This is a genomic window from Tepidiphilus sp. HLB4 (genome assembly GCF_054823945.1).
Genome location: NZ_JSYB01000047.1, coordinates 1 through 20,500, shown reverse-complemented (window position 1 = coordinate 20,500; position 20,500 = coordinate 1). Strand labels below are relative to the sequence as shown.

Here is a 20,500-nt window from a genome sequence, read left to right as displayed (position 1 = left end):
GTCACGGTTACTGGATGATGAAGGAGCGGAAGAGCACGGCTTGCACCGGGCCGGTCGGCCCCAGCGCTTGCTGGCCGGGAGGCGGAGGGGGATAGCCGAGCACGCGGTTGATCTCGTCGGTGAGCTCGCGCGCGAGCTGCTCGCGCCCTTGCGGGGTGACGAGCTCCGAAGGGAGTTTGCTCGATAGCAACAGGTTGATGCGATGCTGCACTTCCGGGAGATATTGCTTGAGGACGGGGTCGAACTTCGCATCGGCCAGCCGCAGGACGATGATGGTCTGCAGGTAGCGTTCGCCTTCGCCGGGCGCGAGGTTGACGACGAAGGGATCGAGGGTGACGAAGACCGGCGGGACCCCGGGGGTGACCACGACGGGGGGTGGGTTGCCGGGTTGGGCGGTGGCGGCCGCATGTGCGGTGTCGTTTTCACTCGATGCGGCCGCGCGCTGCTTGATGAGGAGCAGCGTAAGGGCGCCTGCTGCCGCCAAGGAAAGAGCGAGAAGGACGACGAGCACGAGGATGAGCAGCTTGGCCTTCTTGCTCATGCCTGCAGTCGGCTCGGCTGAGGCTTCGGTGGCGGGTTTTTCTTCCGGTTTGGCCATGGGTTTTCTCGCTTGCCCTCGTCAAGAGACAGGATAGCGAAACATTATCCCCCACCGAAGGCGGAAAAGCGCCCCTTCCCCGGCGCAATTCCCGTTCAGGCGTAGTGATCGATCAGGCTGGAGCCGCCGCGCGTGCCCTGCAAGGAAAGAGGAGCGGGATTGGCCCCCGCGCGTGGCGTCGTGCCGGGCAGTGGGCGGCCAGATGCGGGATCTTCCTGCGATTGCGCGTTCGAGCCTTCCCCTCCCGTACTCACGCTCGTCTGGCCCAGCGACAGACCGGATTGGGCGAGCTGTTCGCGCAGTTGCGGCAGGGCGTGTTCGAGGGCGTCGCGCGCGGCCTGGCTGGCGGCGACGAAATGGGCGGTGAGCTGGTCGTGGTTGAGCTGCAAGGTCACTTCGAGCTTGCCCAGCGAGGGCGGGGTGAGCTGCAATTCGGCCTTGGTCTCGCCGCGGCCGGCCACCCAGACGAGGCGTTGCGTGGTTTCGCTCGCCCAGCGATCCGTGTCCGCGGGCGGGGTATGGACAGTGAGTACGGTCGGCGCCGAAGCATCGGCTCGGGACGAAAGGTGAGGATTGGGCGTGAATCCGTCGCTGCGTACGGTCGGGGAGGGGGTTTGCGTCGAATCGGCATGTTCCGCGCGGACGGAGGACGGCGTTTCACTGGTCAGCGTTTTCTCGGGTTTGAGGGCATCGGCTGGCGATTTTTCGCTGGGAGCGGCGGATGCGGCCGCATCGAGAAACAGAGATGGGTCATGTTTCCCGCTGGGGGAATTTTTTAGGGTGGCGCCGGCCTCGGCGGGGGATTCGGCGGACGCGGCTTCGCCGCTTTGACCTACTTCAGGAGTCTGGGCGCCTTCCTTGGGCGCGTTGGATAGTTTCTCGAGCGCCGCGCGCAGCAGCGCCAGAGGCGAGCCCGGCACGGCGTTGCTATCGCTAGCCGTCGGTGCGGCCGCAGCGTCGTCGTTCGGTGGTGTCGGCGAAGAGGTGCTGGGCAGTGCCAAATTCGCGTCGGGGGCGGCGCCCGAGGAAGGGGGGAATGCGGCGGCATCCGTGGCCGTAGAGCTCGTCTGCTGCTGGGCGCTGCCGTTCGTGGCGGCAAGAGTGGAAACGACGGGAGCGCGCGCTGCAGAGAGGGGCTTTCCGTCACCGTCCGCGGAGGGAAGCGCCTCGGAATGCCCCGCGCTCGCTGCCGTCGGCATGGCGGCTGCGGCAAGGGCTGCCGCTGCCGCGTCGGCAGGCGCGGCAACTTCTGCCGCCGTTCCAGGTTCTTCCGCCGACTTCTCTTTCTTGGAATCGGACTTGTCCGACGTGGCAGAAGGAGAGGCTTTCTCCTTCGCTGTCTCGGCCTTCGCGGGGGGCGTCGGTGCAGGATCGTCGTCTTGGGACGACTGCGGGGATTTTGCCGTCCCGCTCGCCTCGGCCGGCGCGGTTTGCGCCGTCTCGGCGGGAGCCGGCGCTGCCGCAGGGGCGGAGGATGAAGTTCCTTGCGACTCATGGACACGCCGCTCGAGGAGCCGGGCGAAGGTGTCGGAGGAGCCCGCGGCGGAGGAGCTCGGTATGCTGCCCGGGGGGTTCACCCCTAAAACCGGGTCGAGGCGGGCAGAGACGGCGGTTTGCAGGTTCATGACGGCCTCGCGAAAGGAATGGTCACCTTGCAGACAGCAATAAAGATGCCAGATTGAGGGTCAGCGCTCGTCAGCCCCTTCTTCACGGGCGCGACGGAGGTGTTTCTGGGACGCATGTTCGTCCAGCATCTTCTGCGCCAGTCGCTGGGCTTGGGCGAGCGCTTCGGCGTCGGCGCGCGCTTCCAGCACCTCGAAGGCGCGTCGCCGCGTGCGCACGGCCTGCCAGGCGCGGTGCGCCTCTTCCAGCCGTTGCGCACAGCGCGCAAGCTCCTCGCGCTGCAGGATCAGGGCGTCGTCGAGGCGGGCGAGGAAGCGGCGATGGTTGAGGATCAGCTCGGGCGAGGCGTCATCGCGCAGGGCCTGGCGCAGCCTTTCTTCGTATTCGTCGCGGAAACGTTCGAGCAGGGCGAGCTTTTCCTGCGCTTCGCGCTGGCGTCGGCTGCAGGCGCCCATGCGTTCGGCCGCCTCGTCCTCCTCGCGCTGGACCAGCTCTTTCAACAGGCGAAAACGGTTCTCGGCCATGATCTCGAAGCTCAGGAGAGCACGCGGCGCAGCCCGTCGAGCGCCTCGGCAAAGGGCACGGATTCGTTCATGCCCTGCTGCAGGAAAGCGGCCATCGCCGGCTGGCGCCGTACCGCTTCGTCGAGTTCCGGGTCGGCGCCGGGCTGGTAGGCCCCCACGGCGATGAGATCGCGTGCGCGCTGGTAGCGCGACCAGAGTTTCTTGAAGCGGCGTGCGAGTGCGAGGTGCTCTTCGCTCACCACTTGCGGCATCACGCGCGAGATGGATTGTTCGATGTCGATGGCGGGGTAGTGACCGCTGTCGGCGAGCGCGCGCGAGAGCACGAAGTGGCCGTCGAGGATGGCGCGGGCGGCGTCGGCGATCGGGTCCTGCTGGTCGTCGCCTTCCGTGAGCACGGTGTAGAAGGCGGTGATCGATCCCTGATCGTCGGCGCCGTTGCCGGTCCGTTCGACGAGCGCGGGTAGCCGGGCGAACACCGAGGGAGGATAACCCTTGGTCACCGGCGGCTCGCCCACGGCGAGCGCGATCTCGCGCTGGGCCATGGCGTAGCGGGTGAGGGAGTCCATGATGAGGAGCACGTGGCGCCCCTCGTCGCGAAACTGCTCGGCGATCGCCGTGGCGTAAGCCGCCCCTTGTAGCCGCAGCAGGGGGCTCACGTCGGCCGGCGCGGCCACCACCACGGCCCGCGCCAAGCCCTCGGGGCCGAGGTTCTGTTCGATGAATTCCTTCACTTCCCGGCCGCGCTCGCCGATGAGCCCCACGACGATCACCTCGGCCACGGTGAAGCGCGCCATCATGCCGATGAGCACCGATTTCCCTACCCCCGAGCCGGCGAAAAGCCCCAGCCGCTGACCGCGGCCGACGGTGAGCAGCGCATTGATCGCGCGGATGCCGACGTCGAGCGGCGTGTCGATGGGCGTGCGCGCGAGCGGATTGATCGGCGGGGCGAAGAGCGGACGCAACGCGGCGCCGGCAAGCGGCCCCTTGCCATCGAGCGGACGGCCCGCCGCATCGACCACGCGCCCCAGCAACGCTTCGCCTGCGGGGAGGTGCTTGGCACGGTCGGGCGAAGGGGCTTCGGGGACCTCGTCGGCGTGCAGCGCAATGGGCGGCGGTTCGGGCGGCAGGACCCGCGCCCCGGGCGCGAGGCCATAGACCTCCTCGGTGGGCATGAGAAAGAGCTTGTCCCCCTGAAAACCCACCACTTCCGCTTCCACGGTGCCGCCGGTGGGCGTTTCGATGCGGCAGCTCGCGCCCAGCGGCAGCTTGAGGCCCATGGCCTCCATCACCAGCCCGTTGATGCGCACCAGCCGCCCGGCCGGGGTGAGCACCGGCGTGCGGCGCAGCGCCTCGCGCCAGGTGCGCAGGCGCCGGCGCAAAGGGTCGAGGACGAGCGTTTCGGCCTCACTCATGGGGTACCTTCCCCGCCATCATCCGGCACGTCGGTTTCTTCTTCCCAGTTGGCGCTCTCGGGCCAGAGGCGGGCGACGAGGCGGCGCCAGCGGGTGGGCACGGTGGCATCGACGACGTGGGAATCCGATTCGACGAGGCAGCCGCCGCGCCCGATCGCGGCATCGGCAACGAGCCGGTGCCCGCCTTTGGCAAGTTCCGCTTCGAGCGCTTCGCGGACCAAAGGGAGATCTTCGGGGTGGAGGCGGATCGTGAGATGCGGCGCCCCGTCTTCTTCGAGCAGGCGGCGCACGAGGGAGACGATGCGCTCGGGGGAGGTGCGCAGCTCGTCCTGCAGCACGCGTCGCGCGATTTCCACGGCCAGTGCGGCGATCTCCTCGGCGAGCGTCTCGCGCGTGCGTTCCGCCAGATGTTCCAGCCCTTCGATCAGGGAGGCGGCCAGCGCCAGGCGCTGCTGCCATTGCGCTTCGTACTGCGCCCGAGCCCGGGCTTCCCCTTGGGTTCGCCCTTCGGCCTCGCCCTTGGCGTAGCCCTCCTGATGGCCCTGGCGCCGACCTTCTTCCTGCCCCTGGGCAAGCCCTTCGGCGCGGCCGGCGGCAAACCCTTCCTCATGGCCGGCGGCGAACCCTTCGCGGCGGCTTTGTTCGTAGAGGGTCTCGAGTTCCTCGACCGTGGGCAGCTGCACCCCTTGGCGCGTCGCTTCTGCGCCGACCGATGGTCGATCGCGCCGGTTTTCCGCCTCGTCGAAGGAAGGCGGCTGCCAGGGACGGTAGAGGCCGGTGGCCTGATGGCGGTCGATCGGCATTCAGCGCGCGCTCCGGCTCACACGAACCCCTCTTCGCCGCCCTTGCCGGGCAGGACGATCTGCCCTTCTTCGGCCAGACGGCGCACGATCTTGAGAATCTCCTTCTGCGCCGCCTCCACTTCGGAGACGCGCACCGGCCCTTTCGCTTCCAGATCCTCGCGCAGCATCTCGGCGGCGCGCTGGGACATGTTCTTGAAGACTTTCTCGCGCAGCTGCTGGGAGGCTCCCTTGAGGGCGATGACCAGCTGGTCGTTCTGCACCTCGCGCAGCACCGTCTGCAGGCTGCGATCGTCCATGTCGATGAGGTTCTCGAAGACGAACATCTCGTCGAGAATCTTCTGCGCCAGGTCGGGATCGTATTCGCGCACCGCCTCGATGACCTCGTTCTCGAGCTGTGCGCCGGCGAAGTTGAGGATCTCGGCCACGTGCCGCACCCCGCCCATCGCCTTGCTCTTGGTGGTCGTGGCGGCATTGGCGAGCAGGTTGCCCAGCGCCTCGTTGAGCTCCTTGAGCGCCAGCGGCTGCACGCCTTCGAGGGTGGCGATGCGCAGGATCACCTCGTTGCGCAGCCGCTCCGGGAAGTGCTTGAGGATCTCCGCCGCCTGGTCGAATTCCAGGTGCACCAGGATGGTGGCGATGATCTGCGGGTGCTCGTTCTTGATGAGATCGGCGGCGGTGGCCGGATCGAGCCACTTCAGGCTCTCGATCGCGGCGGTGTCCGAGCCCTGCATGATGCGGGCGATGATGTGGCTTGCCTTGTCGTCGCCAAGCGCCTGGGTGAGCATCTCGCGGATCTGCTCCGGATCGGGTTCGATCGGAGCGCCGCGCTGCACGTATTCGATGGCCTCGTCCAGCACCGGTTCTACTTCCTCGCGCGGTTTGGCCGGCAGCGCGGCCATGACGGTGCCCAGTTTCTGCACTTCCTTGGGACCGAGGTTCTTGAGCACCTCGGCGGCCTCGGCCGGCCCCAGGGTGAGCAGCAGCAAGGCGGCGCGTTCGACGGCATCTTCACTCATCTCAGCGTCTCTCCGCGGTACCGAGCCACTCTTTGATCATGTTGGCGAGCAGCTTGGGATTGTTCTGGGCGATGCGCCGCAGCTCGGCCACCTTGCGCTCGAACGGATCGCCGGGCCTGACCGTGCCCAGCTGCACGATCGCGCCTTCCTCTTCTTCCTCCGCGCCGGCCGGCGGCACCGCGGTGGGAGCGCCGGGCGCCGGCGTTTCGGCCTTGGTGGCGACCGTGCGCACCAGCGGCCGGATCACGCCGAAATAGACGATCACCAAGGCCACGGCCAGCAGCAGGTAGCGCAGCACCTCGCGCACGATCTCGACCATGACCGGATCGCTCCACAGGCGTTTCCACCAGGGCGGAGGAATTTCTTCCACCTTGCCGGCGAAGAGCGCCCCGGAGACGGTGATGCTGTCGCCGCGCGTCGGGTTGAGCCCCACTGCATTCTGCACCAATTTCTCCAGCTGGGCGAGCTCTTCGTCCGAAGGGATGGTCTTGACGCCTTCGCGCGTGGTCTCGGTCTTCTGGTTGATGACCACGGCCACGGTGAGGCGGCGCACCTCGCCGAGCGCTTTTTTCGTGTGCTGGATCGTGCGATCGAGCTCATAGTTGATGGTCGCGGTGCGCTCGCGCTTGCCTCCGGCAGCGGTGGCGGCAGCGCCCTGTCCGACTTCCGGCGTGGTGATGGGCGCGGTGGCCGGCACCGGCGGCTGGTTGGTGAGCGCGCCCGGCACGCCCTGCGGCACCTGCTCGCCGCCGTAGCGCTCTTCGATGTGCTGGCTGCGGATCGCCTGTTCCGGCGCCGGATTGGGACGGTAGGATTCGCTCGTGAGTTCCGTCTGGTTGAAATCGACGTCCACGGCCACCTGCGCCTTGAAGTTGCCCGCCCCGACGATGGGTTCGAGGATGGATTTGACGCGTCGAACGTAGGACGCTTCCATCTCCTGGATGAAAGCCAACTGCTTGGCATCAAGATCGCCCTTGTTCTGGTTCGGCGAGCGGGTGAGGAGGTTGCCCGACTGGTCGACCACGGTGACGCGATCGGGCGTGAGCTCTGGCACGCTCGAGCTCACCAGGTGTACGATGCCGGCAATCTGCGCTTCATCCAGCACCCGCCCCGGCCGCAGCGTGACCATCACGGAAGCCGAGGGCTTTTCCTTGTCGCGCAGAAAACCCGTCTTCTTGGGAATGGCCAGATGCACGCGCGCGGCCGACACCGCGCCAATGTTTTGGATCGTGCGCGCGAGCTCCCCTTCCACCGCGCGCTGGTAGTTGATCTGCTCGGCGAACTGGGTGATGCCCAGTTTCTGGTTGTCCATCAGCTCGAAACCGACGTTGCCGCCGCGCGGCAGCCCCTGCGCCGCCAGTCGCAGGCGCAGGTCGTGCACCTGGGAAGAGGGCACCAGGATGGCGCTGCCGTTGTCGGAAAAACGATACGGCACGTTCATCTGCTGCAGCGTGGTGACGATCGCCCCGCCGTCGCGCTCGTCCAGATTGGAGAAGAGCACGGCGTAGTCGGCGGGCTTGGACCACAGCAATAGCCCCACGATGAGGGCGATCGCCAGCGCGAGCGCCGCGCCGGCGGCAAGTTTCTGCTGCAGGGAAAGCGCCTTGACGCGCTCGAGCAGGTTCGCCAGCGCCGGCGGCAGGCGGGTTGCCGCGGGTGCTTGGGCGGTCAGCGTCGTGTCGGCCTCGGCCATGATGTCGTCTCCTGCCGCGAGGGCAACGGTCTCAGGCTGCATTATCGCGCCTCGGGCGGCAAGCCGTCGTGGAAATAACGGCAAAAATCGCCGGCAATTCCTGCCGCCGCCGCTTTGTCGTATAGTAGGAAAACCATGACCGCCGATTCCGCCGCCTCGCTCACGCCCGAACAGCTCGCGCGCGCCTTCGAACAGTTCGCCCGCGCCTCCGACGCGCTCACGCGCTCCTATGAGGCGCTACAGGCGCGCGCCCAGATGCTCTCCGAGCGCCTCGAAGTGCTGCTGCAGGCGCTGCCGGCCGGCGTGCTGGTGCTCGACGGACAGGACCGCGTCGTGCAGGCGAACCGGGCGGCCAGAGCGCTGTGGCCCGGCCGCGAGCTCGAAGGGCGCGCGTGGGCGGAACTCGCCGCCACGCTCCAGCCCACCGACACGCCGCAGGAAGTGGAGTTACCCTTGCCCGGGGGCACGGCCCGCCGGCTCAATCTTTCCTGGGCCGATCTCGCCGCCCACGGCGGGCGGCTGCTGCTGCTGCACGACCTCACCGAGGCGCACCGCCTGCGCCAGGCGATGGAGCGCAACCTGCGGCTCGCCGCCATGGGCGAGATGGTGGCGGCGCTCGCGCACCAGCTGCGCACGCCCCTTGCCGCCGCCATGCTCTACGTCGGCAACCTCGCCGCCGGCGAACTGCCGCCCGAGCGCCGCGCCCAGCTCGCCGAGCGGGCGCAGGAGCGGCTGCGTCACCTCGAACGGCTCATCGGCGACATGCTGCTCTTTGCCCGCGGCGAAGGCGGGGCGCGCGGTCCGGTGGCGCTGGAGACGCTCGCCCGCGACGCGCTGCACGCACTCGAACCGCTCGCCGCGGCCAAACGCGCCCGGCTCGAAGGGCGGCTCGAACCGCTCGCCGGCGCCTGGGTCCAGGGGGACGCCAAGGCGCTCGCCGGCGCCCTCACCAATCTGCTGGAAAACGCCCTGCAGGCCATCCCCGAAGGCGGCACGGTACGCCTCGAAGGGGAACGTGAAGGAGCGCGCGCGCGTCTTGGCGTGAGCGACGACGGCCCCGGCATCCCCGCCGACAAGCTCGAGCGCATCTTCGAGCCGTTCTTCACCACCCGCAGCGAAGGCACGGGCCTGGGGCTGGCGATCGCCCGCGGCGTGGCCCGCGCGCACGGCGGCGACATCGAAGCCTACTCCCGCCCCGGCGAGGGCAGCCGCTTCGTGCTCTCGTTGCCGCTTTCCCCACCGCCAATGGAGCCAGACGCATGAGCGAACCGCTGCCGATCCTCATCGTCGAGGACGACGCGAACCTGCGCGACGCCGTCGCGCTCACCCTGGAAGTGGGCGGCTACCGGCCGATCGCCGTCGGTTCCGGCCCCGAGGCGCTCGCCGCCCTCGAGCGCGAGCCGGTGGCCATGGTGCTCACCGACCTCAAAATGTCCCCCATGAATGGGCTCGAAGTGCTCGAAGCGGTGCGCCGGCGCCTGCCGCAGCTGCCGGTCGCCCTCATGACCGCCTATGGCGACGTCGCCAGCGCCGTGGCCGCCATGCGCGGCGGCGCCTGCGAATTCCTCCTCAAGCCCTTCGAGCCGGCGGCGCTGCTCTCCCTCGTGCGCAAGTACGCCCAGCCGGGAGGCGACGACGAACTCGTCGCCGCCGACCCCGCCAGCCGCCAGCTGCTGCAACTGGCCGAACGCGTGGCCCAGACCGACGCCACGGTGCTCCTCGAAGGCGAATCGGGCGTAGGCAAGGAAGTCTATGCCCGATTCATTCACCGCCACTCCCCGCGGCACGACGGGCCGTTCGTGGCCATCAACTGCGCCGCCATCCCCGAGCACCTGCTCGAAGCCACCCTCTTCGGCCACGAGAAAGGCGCCTTCACCGGCGCGAGCACCGCCCAGCCCGGCAAGTTCGAGCAGGCGCAGCACGGCACGCTGCTGCTCGACGAAATCTCCGAGATGCCGCTCGCGCTGCAGGCCAAGCTCCTGCGCGTGCTGCAGGAAAAGGAAGTCGAGCGCCTCGGCGGCCGCAAACCGATTCCCCTCGACGTGCGCATCCTCGCCACCACCAACCGCGACCTGCCCGCGGAAGTCGCCGCCGGGCGCTTTCGCCAGGACCTCTACTACCGCCTCGCCGTCTTCCCCTTGCGCATTTCGCCGCTGCGCGAACGCCCCGGCGACATCCTGCCGCTCGCGCAGCGCTTTCTCGCCGTGCACGGCGCGCGTTTCGGCAAGAACGGCGCCACGCTCACCGACGAGGCGGCACGAATCTTGCTTCAATACGATTGGCCCGGCAACGTCCGCGAACTGGAGAACACCTTGCAGCGCGCCCTCATCCTCGCTCCCGGCAACGCGATCGACGCTGCGGCGCTCACCGCCTGTCTGCCTGCCCGGGCGGGCTCGCAGGCCAGAGCAGCGCAAGAACCGAGGGCAGCGGCAGTCGCGGCGCCGAACTCCGCTTCCGTGGCGCACGAAGAGGAGGGCGGTGCCCAGACGGTGCGCGAGCGCGAGCGCGAGCACATCCTGCGCGTGCTGCGCGAAGTGGGCGGATCGCGCAAGCGCGCGGTGGAACGGCTCGGCATCTCCGAGCGCACGCTGCGCTACAAACTGCAGCGCTACCGCGCCGAAGGCTACGCGATCCCGGGCGACGAACAGTGCTAGAATGAACGCAGCCGCCGCAGAACAGGAGGCATGGCATGGACACCAACGGCATCAACCAGCTGCTCGCCGAAATGCAGCGCGCCCAGGCGCTCGCCCAGGGCAAGCCAGCCGCCGCCGAAGCGCCGCAAGCAGCCGGGCAGGTCGATTTCGCCTCCGTGCTCGATTCCGCCCTCAAAGACGTGAGCCAGGCGCAGAGCCAGGCGCGCGAGCAAGCTGATCGCTTCAGCGCGGGCGACCCCAACGTCGACCTGCAAAACGTCATGATCGACCTGGAAAAGGCTTCACTCGCCTTCAACCAGATGGTGCAGGTGCGCAACCGCCTGGTGAGCGCCTACCAAGACATCATGAACATGCCGGTGTGACCGGTGTGACTCGCAATCGCGCGCGTAAACCACTCGGTTGCACCGCCTGATTGCTGCGTTACGCGCTCCCCTTGCGAACGCTCAGTCGCACTGGAGACTGTCCATGTCGCAACCGAGCGCGCTCGCAAGCCGTGCCAACAGATCGGCGGAAGGTTTGGTTTCACCACGCTCGATCATCGATAGCATCTGGGGCGTGCAACCCGCTCTGTCGGCGAGCGCCTCTAGAGTGAGCCCGCGATGCTCTCGCCATAGCTTGAACGGCGATTCTCCAGCGAGCCGCCGTTCGATGAAGTCGAGAGGCAACGTCTCCTCGTTTGCCGCAGCCCTGGCATCCACAGCGTCTTGCAGGTCTTCCAGCCGTTCCAAAAGTGCCTTCCATTGTGCCACCGGCACCACGGCGAAAGCCGGTTTTCCATCCAGTTCAATGATTTGCACGCTCATTTGTATGCGTCTCCTCGTGGTGCGACTTTGACCACCAGCAAAACGAGTTCGGCATTACGCAAGTCGCAGATGGCCCTCCAGTCGCCTACGCGTAAACGCCAAAAGGGTGAGCCGGACAAGGGCTTCCAGTCACCACGGTACATCGTTGGATCGGCGGCAATGGCCTTGAGTTCGTCGATCATGCGGCGCGCCACGCCTTGCGGCATCCGGGCGATGACTTTCTCGGCGGATTTGGCGAAGCGCAGCGTGTACATCGTCTAGAGCCCATGAGAATAAACACGAATCACGTCACGTGCCGCGTCGTGCGGCCAGCTGTTCCCGCTGCAATTCGAAGAGGAAGCGGTAGAGGCGGTTCGCCGCTGCCGTGGGCATGCCGATGAAACGAAAGCCCACCCGTGTGGGAACGACCCTTGCCGGCCCGGGGGTATCGAGCGGCAGGATGCTGCGCACCTCCATGGCCGTTTCTAGCCAATCCATGGGCGGCAGTATGAGGCGGGCGCCGGCGAATTGGTGGCCGTGCGCGGGCGCGGGGACCTCGGGCGGAAAGAGCAGGGCGACGCCCCCCACGCTCAAATCCAGGACGCGCAGCTTCAGCTTGGGCTCCTCCGCCTGCAAGGGCGCAAAAGCCGGATCCGACCATGGCAGCTCGCACCACCACGTAGGCACGGGCGGCGGCAGGCGGAAGAACTCCCGGCGCTGCAAGCGCAGCACCGTTGAGGGCAAAGGCGCGCCGAGGCCCATCACGCCCTGATGTTCGACACGCACCAGCCGCGCGCAGGCAAACTGCACCGTCACCCCTTCGAGCTTGCCCTGGCAGATCACGCCCCATTGCGTTGCCAGGCGGTTGAGTTGCTCGTCGCCACAAGGGTCGAGGACGAGATGCTCCTCGGTGACATCCAGGAGCACGGACGTGAAGAGATGACGCCGCTCGGCAAAGATGCCCAGCTGAACCCGACGCTCCGCCAGGCTTCGCAGCAAAAACGCGATCTCGCGAGGAGAGCGCAAGAGGAGATCGGGGTGGCGCTCGGGATCGTAGAGCTCGATGCGCAAGGGGGCGGAAGACATGAAGGGAGCAAGATCGTTGGCAGGCTGGTCATGTTATAGCATACTTTCCGGCGGCGGAGCGCGTGGAGGCAGGGGATTGCCGCCACCGCCCTCCTGCTCCAGTCGATAGACCCAGGCGAGCAGTTCCGCCACCGCTACGTAGAGCTGGGGCGGAATGCGCTCGTCCAGATCGAGCTTCATCAGCAACGAGAGCAGCTCAGGCGACTCGTGTACATACACGCCCGCCTCGCGCGCGCGCTCGAGGATCTGCTCGGCGATCAGCCCCTGCCCCTTGGCGACCACCCGGGGTGCAGGCTCGCCCGACTCGTAGCGTAACGCCACCGCGGCGAGGCGCTCGCCCGTCGCGGTTTCCGCTCGTTCATTCTTCGGTTGCATCCATCCCCTCCTGCGCCGCGACCTCGATCTTCGTGACGCGAATGCCGTCCGCCTCCAAAGCCGAGGCCAGCATGGGCGCCGCGGCGCGCATCCGCGTCAAAGCCGCTTCCTGGCTGGCCGTGAGACGCAATTCGAGCGTTCCATGCTGCCACTGCAGCTGCGCCGTCACCTCGCCCAGGCGGGGCAGGGTCAGCCGCAGCGTGGAGCGCCACACCGGCGCCTCGCCTTTCTCCCCTTCGGCCCTTCCGTCCTGCTCTCCCTCCGCCTCGATGCGCCACTGCACGAGCAAACCCGGCCAAGGGGCGAACTGCACGTTCAGCTGCTGGGTGGCCAGGGCGTCGAGCTGATGTTGCACGATCGGCACCAGCCGTTCGGGAATGGCGCTGGCGCTCGCAGGAGGGGCGCCCTGTGCGCCTTCGCTTGCCGTGGTCGCTGCCGTTGCGCCGGCCGGGGGCGCGCCGCGCTCGGGCGCGACGGCGGGGCGCGCCGCAGCCTCCTCGGCGCCGGACGCAGGGATCTGCCCGGAGAGAAAGGCCGCGAGCAGCCGCTCGGCGTTCCCCGGCCCGGCAGCGCCAGGGGCGTTGCGCATGAGCCAGGTCAGTAAAGGGGAGGGCGCGGCGGCCGCTACCAACGCGGCACGCTCGGCCGACGAAACCTCTTCGCCGGCAACGCCAAGCGCGGCGGAGGCAGCCGCAAGGGAGGCGGTACCAGCGGCAGGTGCGGCACCGGAAGCAGGAGGAACAGCACCGGCAGCGGCAGGCGCGGAGCCCGACGGCGGCGCTTCTGCGCTCGGAGCCGCCGGTGTTGCCCGCGCCACGAGGTTGTGCGGCTCGGCGCGCAGGGATTCGAGCGGATACTGTCCCCGGACCCACCGTGCCAGATGGGATTCGTAGAAGAGCCCCGAGCGCTGCACGCTGTCTTGCAGCGCCGTGGCCAGGCGCTGTACTTCCGCGGGCGATTGGGGCGGGGCGGGCAGCAGTGGCGCGGCCCGTTCCGTGCCGGCAGGCAGGGGCAGGCGCTGCGGGGCGGGCTGTGTCAGCACTTGCCGCAGAAGCTCGCCGGCCGAGGAGAGCTGGGTGCGCGCCGAGGCGCCCGCTATGCTCCGATCCGCTCCTTCCTGCCCTTCCTGACGGCGGGCGTAAATGGTGCCGCCTACCTGCCGCTCGACCACCAGCTCCAGGGTATCGCCGCTCTTCACCGGCTGGTCGAGCGCGAGCGTCATTTCACGCCCTGCTACCACCGCCTGGTAGGTGCCCTCGGGCAGCGGCCGCTGGATGGTGGCGCGCAGTACCTGCCCCGGGAGCACCTCCGGCAGGCGCTCCGGAAGGGGGCGGATGCGCTCCACCCCGCCGACCTGCGCCTCGGGGCGTAGCAGCTCCGCCTCGACCATCATGCGTATCCGCGCAGCGAGGTCTGGCGGGATCATCTCATCACCTCCGGGCGCCTAGGGAAACGCTGAATGATTGGCTGCGCGGGCGAATCGCTGCGTTGCGCGGTGCTCGCTCATTTCTTCAGCGTCTCCCTGGAGCGGCGCGCTCACGTCGGCGGCAGCGCACCCCAGGCGCGCAGCAGTTTCTTCAGGCTCGCATGCGCCGGCAGCAAGTGTGCGCCGGCCGCCTCCAGCGACGCGCGCGCCGCCACGATCGCCGCCCGCCGCTCGGGCAAGGCCGGGTCGTGCGTCGCGCACCAGGCGCGGTCAGCCGTCGTCAGGGCGTCGAGCGCACTCATCAGCGCCGCCGCGCGATCCCAGTCGTTCGCTTCGGCGGCGGCGGCGAGCGCCGCGCAGCCGCGCGCGAGCTCCGCCCACGGCGCCTCTTCGGCAAGCGTCGTCATCGGTTCACCCCGCCGTGGCCGCGGCCTGCTGGCGCGGCATCTCGGCCCAGGCCTCACGTAGGGTGCGCAGCAGCCCGCTCACCTCCTGCACCGCCGCGGCGTTGTTGGTGGCGTTCGCCTGCGTCAGGCGCTCCACCATGTAGTCGTACAGGGCGGCGAGGCGCTCGCCCAGCTCGCCGCCGCTCTCCACGTCCAGCGAGGCGTGCAGCCCGTCATGGATGATGGCGATGGCCCGGCTGATGGACTGAGCGCGCTTGGGGATGTCTTTTTGCTCCATGGCGACCACGGCCTGCGCGAGCGCCATCAGCGCACCGTCGTAGAGCATCAGGATGAGCTGGTGCGGATCGGCGCTTTGCACGGCGGTCTCCAGGCTGACTTGCGAATAGGCGTTGGCGCCTCGCATCCGGTTGAACATGCCTTCTCTCCTCGGCATCAATTCTTCGTACTCGCCAGCAGGGCGTCGAACTGCTGTTGCAGGTAGCCGCCAAGGCTTGCGTACTGTCCCACGATCGCATCCATCGCGTTGAACTGCCGTAGATAGTTCTGCTCGATGCGTCCGAGCTGAGACTCGAGCCGCTCCCTCTGCCGATCGATCATCGTCACGCTGGCGGTCAGCCCCTGCACGCGCGCATCGAGCATCCCGCCCGTTTGCAGGTTGGCCTCGAGCACCGGAGCGAGCCGTCGCGCCAGCCCCGGCTGCGCATCCGTGCCCACCAGCATCTGGTTCACCGCCTCGGGCGCGTTCTGCAGGGCCTGCGCGAACTTGGCTTCATCCAGGCTCAAAGTGCCTTTGTCGTCGAAGCTCAGCCCCAGATCGGTGAAATTGCGCAAAGGCCCGCTACCCGTGAGCGAATTGAGGGAATTGCGCAGCTGGCTCTGGATCATGCGCACCGAAGCGTCGCCGGACAACGGCCCGGCCGTTCTCGTTTCCGGATCGTAGTAGGAAAGGGTGTAGAGGGTGTTGTTCACCGCGTTGTAGGCCTCGACGAAGGACTGCATCGCCTCCTTCAGCGCCGCATCGTCGCGCTCCACCGTGAGCCGGGCCGTCTGCTCGTCGGTCACGGAGCGCAGCTCGATCGTCACGCCTGGGATGAGGTCCTCGATCGTGTTCGAGGGACGGGTCACGGTGAGCCCGTCGAAGGTGACCTGCGCGTCCTGCGCCGCCTGCACCAGATAGAGGCCACTGCTCGGATCGGTGGGCGGATCCGCAGCGTTCGGGTCGAAGGTGAGCGCCTCGAGCCCCCCGGTGCCCGTGAGCGAGAACGCCTGGCTCGCGCCGGTCTGCGCGCCCGTGAGCACGAGTTGCCTCGCCTCGCCGTTGTCGACGATGGAGGCGCGCACCAAGGAGCCGGCCTGGTCGTTGATGGCGGTGCGCAGGTCTTCGAGCGTTCCGCCGGCGGCAAAATCGATCTGCACGCTCTGGCCGCCAGCGCCGATGGTGAGCGTTCCGCCAGCGCTCGGGTCGAAAGTCTGCGTAGCGCTGGTGGCCACGCGCTGCGCCTGGGCGAGCCGTTGCACGCCGATCTCGTGGGTGCCCGTGGCGGCGCCGGCGCTCGCGGTGGCGGTGAATCCGGCCCCGTCGCCCACCGACGCCGTGGCGGCGAAGCGCACGCTGGGATCGTCGAGCCGTTTCACCACCGCTTGCAGCGTGGCCAGCGCCGACTTCACCTGACCGAAGGCCGAGACCTGCGTCTGTACCGTGCTCTTGCGCTGCTCGAGCGCGGCGATCGGCCGGCGCTCGATCGACATCAGCTGCTCGACGATGCCGTTGATGTCCAGCCCCGAACCGATGCCGCTGGAAGTGATCGTGGCCATGGCTGTCTCCTCAGGCTTTCTGATGCACGAGCAGACCCTGGAGCTTGTCGAGCGCCTGGGCGATCTCCAGCATCTCCTTGGGCGGAATCTGCCGGATCACTTCCTTGGTGGAGGTATCCACCACCTGCACCACCATCCGGTTGAAATCAGGATCGATGGAGAACTGGATGCCGGCGCTGGAGAGCGTCTCCACCGCTTTCTGCACGCGGTCGACGGCGCCTTGCAGCGTGTCGCGATCGACCGGCGCGGAAGACGTTGCGGCTGTGGTGGCGCTGCCTGCGGCCGACGGCGCGCCGCTCTGTGCCGTCTGCGCCGCGCCTGCCGCATCGGCCGCCGTGCTCGGCGGGGCCGGTGCGCGCGGCGGCTCGGTCACTACCGTGCTCGCGGCGCCTTGCGGTAGCGACACGGAAGAAATCGGGACGTTCATGACCTTTCCCCTTCAAAGCAAAGCGGGCGGCGTCAGGATCATGCTAGACCCTGCGCCGCCCGTGTCAAGCCCCGATCAGCGCAGGAGCGTGAGCACGTTCTGCGTGGAGGCGTTCGCCTGCGCGAGCATCGCGGTGCCGGCCTGCTGCAGGATTTGCGCCCGCGAGAGGTTCGCCGTCTCGGCGGCGAAGTCCGCATCCAGCACCCGCGACCGGGCGGCCGCCACGTTCTCGCTCGTCACCGAGTTGCTCGAGACCACCGAGCTGAAGCGGTTCTGGATCGCCCCGAGGTCGGCGCGCAGGTCATCGACGTAGGCCAGCGCCCCATCGACGATCTTGAGCGCGTCGTTGGCGCCTTGCTGCGTACCGATGTCGATGTCCGCAACCGATTTGAGCTCCCCGTAATTGGCTGTGTCAGCTGCGTCGAACAACTTTCCTGCCACGGAGACGCTGACACTGAAAGGTCCGGACGAATTGAAGGTGACTTCGCCACCGACGCGGGTGCTATTAGCTCCTCCGCTCGTCAAATTGACCGCATTACCCTCACTTCCGGCGACCGAGATCGTGCCCCCGGTGCTATTGTTGAACCCTTCGATCCCGATATCGTACCCTTCAGCCTGAACCAGCGTCAATTTGCCCGTTTCTTTATCAAAGGAGGCGGATACGCCGGTGGTGCCGGTCGTCTGGTTGATCGCATTGGCCAGTGCAGACAAATCATTGGGGTCGGTGATGTCGGCTGTGACCTGCGCGGTTTTGTCGTTAGCTCCATGCAGAGTAAAGCTGACCGTTCCTGCGGAAGCCAAGGAGCTCATCGTTACGGTTGTGCGTGCGGTGGCGGTTACGCCCGTTTTCTCGCTTTGACTATTGACCGCATCAGCGATTTGTTTGGCCGTTACGCCAGCGGTGATGGTGGTTGCCGAGGAGAGCGTGGCTTCGCCGCGCGGGCCTTGGATGGTAATGTCCTGAGCGGACATGTTGTTCGCTGTGGGATATCCGGCTGAGGCCGCAACCGCGGCTTCGATCCCTGCGGAGCCGGTGGTCGAAATTTGGTAGGTGCCGATTGATGCGGCCCGAGAGTCTCCGATGGAGAAACCGATGGTTTGGTTGGTGTAAGCCCCTACTTGGAACTGCTGGCCGGTGAAAGAGCCATCGAGCAGGTTCTTGCCGTTGAACGAAGTTTGGGTGGCGAGTCGCGTGATTTCCTGCTGCAGCTGGTTGACCTCCTTCTGCAGCGAGGCGCGGTCGGTGGCAGTGTTGGTATCGTTGGCCGACTGCACCGCGAGCACGCGGATGCGCTGCAGCGCGTTGGTGATTTCGCCCAGTGCGCCTTCGGCCACCTGGGCGATCGACATGGCGTCGTTGGCGTTGCGCGTGGCTTGGTTGAGGCCGTTGATCTGCGCCGTCATGCGGTCGGAAATCGCCAGGCCCGCCGCGTCGTCCTTGGCCGAGTTGATGCGCAGGCCCGACGAGAGCCGCTGCATGGCGGTCTGCATGTCGTTCTGGCTCTTCAGAAGGTTCCTCTGCGCGTTGAGCGAGGCGATGTTGGTGTTGATGACGGATGCCATGATGGTTCTCCTTGCGTGAGTGGATTGCCGGGTTTGGTAGGAGTGTTTACGGCATCATGCGGCGGGACTTGAGGAATTTTTCCCGTTGGGGGGCATGGCGCCCGCGCGCGGGGGCTTGGGCGTTTTGCCCTCACGCCGCCACAGCTCGTCGGGTACGCCGGCGCGGCGGTTATAGACGCGGGCGAGCACGAAGAGGAGGTCGGAGAGGCGGTTGAGGTAGCGCCGCGGGGCGGCGTGCAGGGGTTCTTCCTGGGCGAGCGCCACCACCGAGCGCTCGGCCCGGCGGCAGACGGTGCGGGCGAGGTGCGCCAGCGCCGCCGCGCGGCAGCCGCCGGGCAGGATGAATTCCTTGAGCGGGGGGAGGTCGGCGTTGTAGGCTTCGACGAGCGCTTCGAGGCGCGCCACCTGCGCCTCGCCGAGCACGGCCGCGCCGGGCAGGCATAATTCCCCGCCCAGGTCGAACAGGGCGTGCTGGATTTCGGCGAGCACCGCGCGCAGGTCTTCATCGGCGGTTTCGCTCGCGAGCAGCCCGAGCACGGCGTTCAATTCGTCCACTTCGCCCAGCGCTTCGATGCGCCGGCTGCTCTTGGCCACGCGCGAGCCGTCCCCGAGGCCGGTGGTGCCGTCGTCGCCCGTGCGGGTGGTGATCTTGGAGAGGCGGTGTCCCATGGGGTGACTCCTTCGTCGAGAGAGCGGCCCGCCAGGCTGGGGGGCCTGGCATTTCGTGCCGGACCTGGGTATAATACCGCGCTTGCCGGAGAGGTGGATGAGCGGTTTAAATCGCACGCCTGGAAAGCGTGTTCAGGGGAATACCCTGACGCGGGTTCGAATCCCGCCCTCTCCGCCAGTCTGCCCGCGCTCCGGGAGGCCGGGATGCAACGATTCTTCTTCCTGCTCGGCATCCTCTTCCTGCTCGCGGCCCTGCTCTGGCCGTGGCTGTCGCGCTTTCCCTTCGGCCGCCTGCCCGGCGACATCGTCATCGAGCGCGAAAACTTCACCTTCTACTTTCCCCTCACCACGAGCATCCTCGTCTCGGTGCTGCTCTCGCTGCTTTTCTGGCTGTGGCGCAAGTAGCGCCCAGGCGCTCGGCCGGCGCGAGCTGTTGTCAACAAATAGAACTGTCCGGTTTCGTAGCACATAAACTGTCCGCTTTTCCGAGCCGGGGAGGGAAGGCGTGAAGGGCGTAGCCCGGAGCGCCTTCCCTCCCCGGCAGGCGCCGCGGCGGACCTACGCGACAACCTGCAGTTCGGGGGTTTGCAGCTGACCGTCAGCCGTGTAGCGCGCGAGCCTTCTCGGGCCATGGAAGATCGCCAGCCGCCCGTCCAGGTAGCGATGCACCCGTACCTTGACCTTCACGTAGTGCATGCGATAGCGATCCGGCGGGATTTGCAACTTCAGCCCCTCGAAAGCGACACAATTGTCCTTGCCCACCACCCGCTCGTATTGCTCGCACAGGAAGTCGTCGAGCTCATCCCCGATCCAGGCCACGAAGGCCGATCCTTCCTCCTGTGCCGGCTGCATGAACTCGGCGTTGAACGCGGGCAGATAGACTTCCTTCAAGTAGCGATTGGCCGCCGCCATGTCGGTGATCCCGGCCGCTGCCAGCTCCTTGGGCAGCCGGTCCTGATGCGTGCGAAACATCCGCTCCGAGTGCCCTCGCGCCTCCGGAGAATAGGCCGGGATCATCTCGATGCCCAGTCGCGCCATGGCCTGCCCGAACTGGGTGAGATGGACCTTGTCCACCTTGCCGCCCGCCTGCGGCGTATGCCAGTAGTGACTGCCCCGATCGGTGTAGAGCGCAGAGAACAGGCCCCGCGCCTCGATCACTTCCTTGACACCGCGCAATGAGGAGGCCGTCCCCTCCTCCTCGACGAAGAACATCGAGTAGTGCTCGTTGGTGGCATCATCCATGGTGACGATCAAATCCCAATACTGCCCAGGCACCCATTCGTGCCGCGAGCCGTCCTGATGCAACAGCATCCCCGGCCAGGCGGCGCGCTCCCGCCGCTTGCGGTGCTTGCCCCGGCCCGGGGCCTTCTCGACCACCCCGGCCTCCTGTAACCGGTTCTTCACCCAGGTGTAGCTGCGCTTGCCGCCCTCGCGCTGGTACCAGGCGTGAAAGTGCTTGACGTTCCAGCCCATATGCCGACTACGGTAGCGCTCCACCAGCGCCATCACTTCATCGACCGGCGCCTTGCGGTGCGAGACCTGCGTCAGACGCCGGTCAACCAGGCCCTCCAACCCCTCCTCTTCGTAGCGGGCAATGTAGCGCCGAAATGTCCGCTCACACACCCCC

At 67.5% G+C, this 20,500-nt stretch carries 23 protein-coding genes and 1 tRNA gene; 5 read left to right on the top strand and 19 right to left on the bottom strand.

Annotated elements, in window-relative coordinates; all coding sequences use genetic code 11:
- Positions 1-7 precede the first annotated feature (7 nt).
- The 7 genes from OA56_RS08285 to fliF all read right to left on the bottom strand — a co-directional run bounded on the left by OA56_RS08285 (position 8) and on the right by fliF (position 7,669).
- Positions 8-598: a flagellar basal body-associated FliL family protein gene (locus OA56_RS08285; protein WP_461584591.1), complete on the bottom strand. Its 591-nt coding sequence runs from the start codon at positions 596-598 to the stop codon at positions 8-10.
- 95 nt (positions 599-693) lie between these two features.
- The gene (locus tag OA56_RS08280) at positions 694-2,223 is read right to left on the bottom strand and encodes a flagellar hook-length control protein FliK (protein WP_461584589.1); all 1,530 of its coding nucleotides are present in this window, start codon (positions 2,221-2,223) and stop codon (positions 694-696) included.
- Between the two features lie 60 nt (positions 2,224-2,283).
- Positions 2,284-2,745 carry a flagellar export protein FliJ gene (gene fliJ, locus OA56_RS08275; RefSeq protein WP_055423994.1) on the bottom strand — a complete coding sequence of 154 codons (462 nt, stop codon included), beginning with the start codon at positions 2,743-2,745 and terminating at the stop codon, positions 2,284-2,286.
- Positions 2,746-2,756: 11 nt separating this feature from the next.
- Positions 2,757-4,157 (bottom strand): flagellar protein export ATPase FliI, encoded by a 1,401-nt coding sequence (gene fliI / locus OA56_RS08270; RefSeq protein ID WP_082438436.1) that lies wholly within the window; start codon positions 4,155-4,157, stop codon positions 2,757-2,759.
- Entirely contained in the window at positions 4,154-4,960 is an 807-nt protein-coding gene (locus OA56_RS08265) for a flagellar assembly protein FliH (RefSeq protein WP_461584586.1), read from the bottom strand. Before OA56_RS08265 ends, fliI begins: the two co-directional genes overlap by 4 nt.
- 17 nt (positions 4,961-4,977) lie before the next feature.
- Positions 4,978-5,976 carry a flagellar motor switch protein FliG gene (gene fliG, locus OA56_RS08260; RefSeq protein ID WP_461584584.1) on the bottom strand — a complete coding sequence of 333 codons (999 nt, stop codon included), beginning with the start codon at positions 5,974-5,976 and terminating at the stop codon, positions 4,978-4,980.
- Between the two features lies 1 nt (position 5,977).
- Positions 5,978-7,669, bottom strand: coding sequence for a flagellar basal-body MS-ring/collar protein FliF (gene fliF / locus OA56_RS08255; RefSeq protein ID WP_461584582.1), 1,692 nt, complete (start codon positions 7,667-7,669; stop codon positions 5,978-5,980).
- A 135-nt stretch (positions 7,670-7,804) separates the two neighbouring features.
- Between fliF and OA56_RS08250 the strand changes: the two genes are divergently transcribed.
- The 3 genes from OA56_RS08250 to fliE are packed head-to-tail and all read left to right on the top strand — an operon-like array spanning position 7,805 to position 10,685.
- Positions 7,805-8,932: a sensor histidine kinase gene (locus OA56_RS08250; RefSeq protein WP_461584580.1), complete on the top strand. Its 1,128-nt coding sequence runs from the start codon at positions 7,805-7,807 to the stop codon at positions 8,930-8,932.
- Complete coding sequence (locus OA56_RS08245) at positions 8,929-10,323, top strand: sigma-54-dependent transcriptional regulator (RefSeq protein ID WP_461584578.1); 1,395 nt, start codon at positions 8,929-8,931, stop codon at positions 10,321-10,323. Before OA56_RS08250 ends, OA56_RS08245 begins: the two co-directional genes overlap by 4 nt.
- A 35-nt stretch (positions 10,324-10,358) precedes the next feature.
- Positions 10,359-10,685 carry a flagellar hook-basal body complex protein FliE gene (gene fliE, locus OA56_RS08240; RefSeq protein ID WP_142810940.1) on the top strand — a complete coding sequence of 109 codons (327 nt, stop codon included), beginning with the start codon at positions 10,359-10,361 and terminating at the stop codon, positions 10,683-10,685.
- 81 nt (positions 10,686-10,766) lie between these two features.
- Here the strand turns inward: fliE and OA56_RS08235 are convergent, their stop codons facing one another.
- The 11 genes from OA56_RS08235 to OA56_RS08185 form a co-directional block, all read right to left on the bottom strand.
- On the bottom strand, positions 10,767-11,126 hold the full coding sequence (locus tag OA56_RS08235) for a helix-turn-helix domain-containing protein (RefSeq protein ID WP_461584575.1): 360 nt from the start codon (positions 11,124-11,126) through the stop codon (positions 10,767-10,769).
- A complete protein-coding gene (locus OA56_RS08230; protein ID WP_142810936.1) occupies positions 11,123-11,380 on the bottom strand; it encodes a type II toxin-antitoxin system RelE family toxin in 258 nt (85 codons plus the stop codon). The genes OA56_RS08235 and OA56_RS08230 overlap by 4 nt, the downstream gene beginning before the upstream one ends.
- A gap of 34 nt (positions 11,381-11,414) precedes the next feature.
- On the bottom strand, positions 11,415-12,191 hold the full coding sequence (locus OA56_RS08225; protein WP_461584573.1) for a flagellar brake protein: 777 nt from the start codon (positions 12,189-12,191) through the stop codon (positions 11,415-11,417).
- Between the two features lie 33 nt (positions 12,192-12,224).
- Complete coding sequence (locus OA56_RS08220) at positions 12,225-12,566, bottom strand: EscU/YscU/HrcU family type III secretion system export apparatus switch protein (RefSeq protein WP_142804330.1); 342 nt, start codon at positions 12,564-12,566, stop codon at positions 12,225-12,227.
- Positions 12,550-13,992, bottom strand: a complete 1,443-nt coding sequence (gene fliK, locus OA56_RS08215) for a flagellar hook-length control protein FliK (protein ID WP_142804331.1) — start codon at positions 13,990-13,992, stop codon at positions 12,550-12,552. The genes OA56_RS08220 and fliK overlap by 17 nt, the downstream gene beginning before the upstream one ends.
- A 110-nt stretch (positions 13,993-14,102) precedes the next feature.
- Entirely contained in the window at positions 14,103-14,399 is a 297-nt protein-coding gene (locus OA56_RS08210) for a hypothetical protein (protein ID WP_461584570.1), read from the bottom strand.
- Positions 14,400-14,403: 4 nt separating this feature from the next.
- The gene (gene fliS / locus OA56_RS08205) at positions 14,404-14,814 is read right to left on the bottom strand and encodes a flagellar export chaperone FliS (protein ID WP_055424005.1); all 411 of its coding nucleotides are present in this window, start codon (positions 14,812-14,814) and stop codon (positions 14,404-14,406) included.
- Positions 14,815-14,831: 17 nt separating this feature from the next.
- On the bottom strand, positions 14,832-16,214 hold the full coding sequence (gene fliD / locus OA56_RS08200) for a flagellar filament capping protein FliD (protein ID WP_461584567.1): 1,383 nt from the start codon (positions 16,212-16,214) through the stop codon (positions 14,832-14,834).
- 10 nt (positions 16,215-16,224) lie between these two features.
- Entirely contained in the window at positions 16,225-16,641 is a 417-nt protein-coding gene (locus OA56_RS08195) for a flagellar protein FlaG (RefSeq protein ID WP_461584565.1), read from the bottom strand.
- Between the two features lie 75 nt (positions 16,642-16,716).
- Positions 16,717-18,204 (bottom strand): flagellin N-terminal helical domain-containing protein, encoded by a 1,488-nt coding sequence (locus tag OA56_RS08190; RefSeq protein WP_461584563.1) that lies wholly within the window; start codon positions 18,202-18,204, stop codon positions 16,717-16,719.
- Between the two features lie 54 nt (positions 18,205-18,258).
- Positions 18,259-18,873 (bottom strand): cob(I)yrinic acid a,c-diamide adenosyltransferase, encoded by a 615-nt coding sequence (locus OA56_RS08185; protein WP_072247968.1) that lies wholly within the window; start codon positions 18,871-18,873, stop codon positions 18,259-18,261.
- Positions 18,874-18,960: 87 nt separating this feature from the next.
- Between OA56_RS08185 and OA56_RS08180 the strand changes: the two genes are divergently transcribed.
- Both OA56_RS08180 and OA56_RS08175 read left to right on the top strand, forming a co-directional pair.
- Positions 18,961-19,051, top strand: a tRNA-Ser gene (locus OA56_RS08180).
- Positions 19,052-19,077: 26 nt separating this feature from the next.
- On the top strand, positions 19,078-19,278 hold the full coding sequence (locus OA56_RS08175; protein WP_055424009.1) for a DUF2905 domain-containing protein: 201 nt from the start codon (positions 19,078-19,080) through the stop codon (positions 19,276-19,278).
- A 153-nt stretch (positions 19,279-19,431) separates the two neighbouring features.
- Here OA56_RS08175 and OA56_RS08170 read toward each other — a convergent pair.
- Positions 19,432-20,500: ISNCY family transposase (locus OA56_RS08170; RefSeq protein WP_461584560.1), on the bottom strand; the 1,069-nt coding region annotated here is incomplete at its 5' end.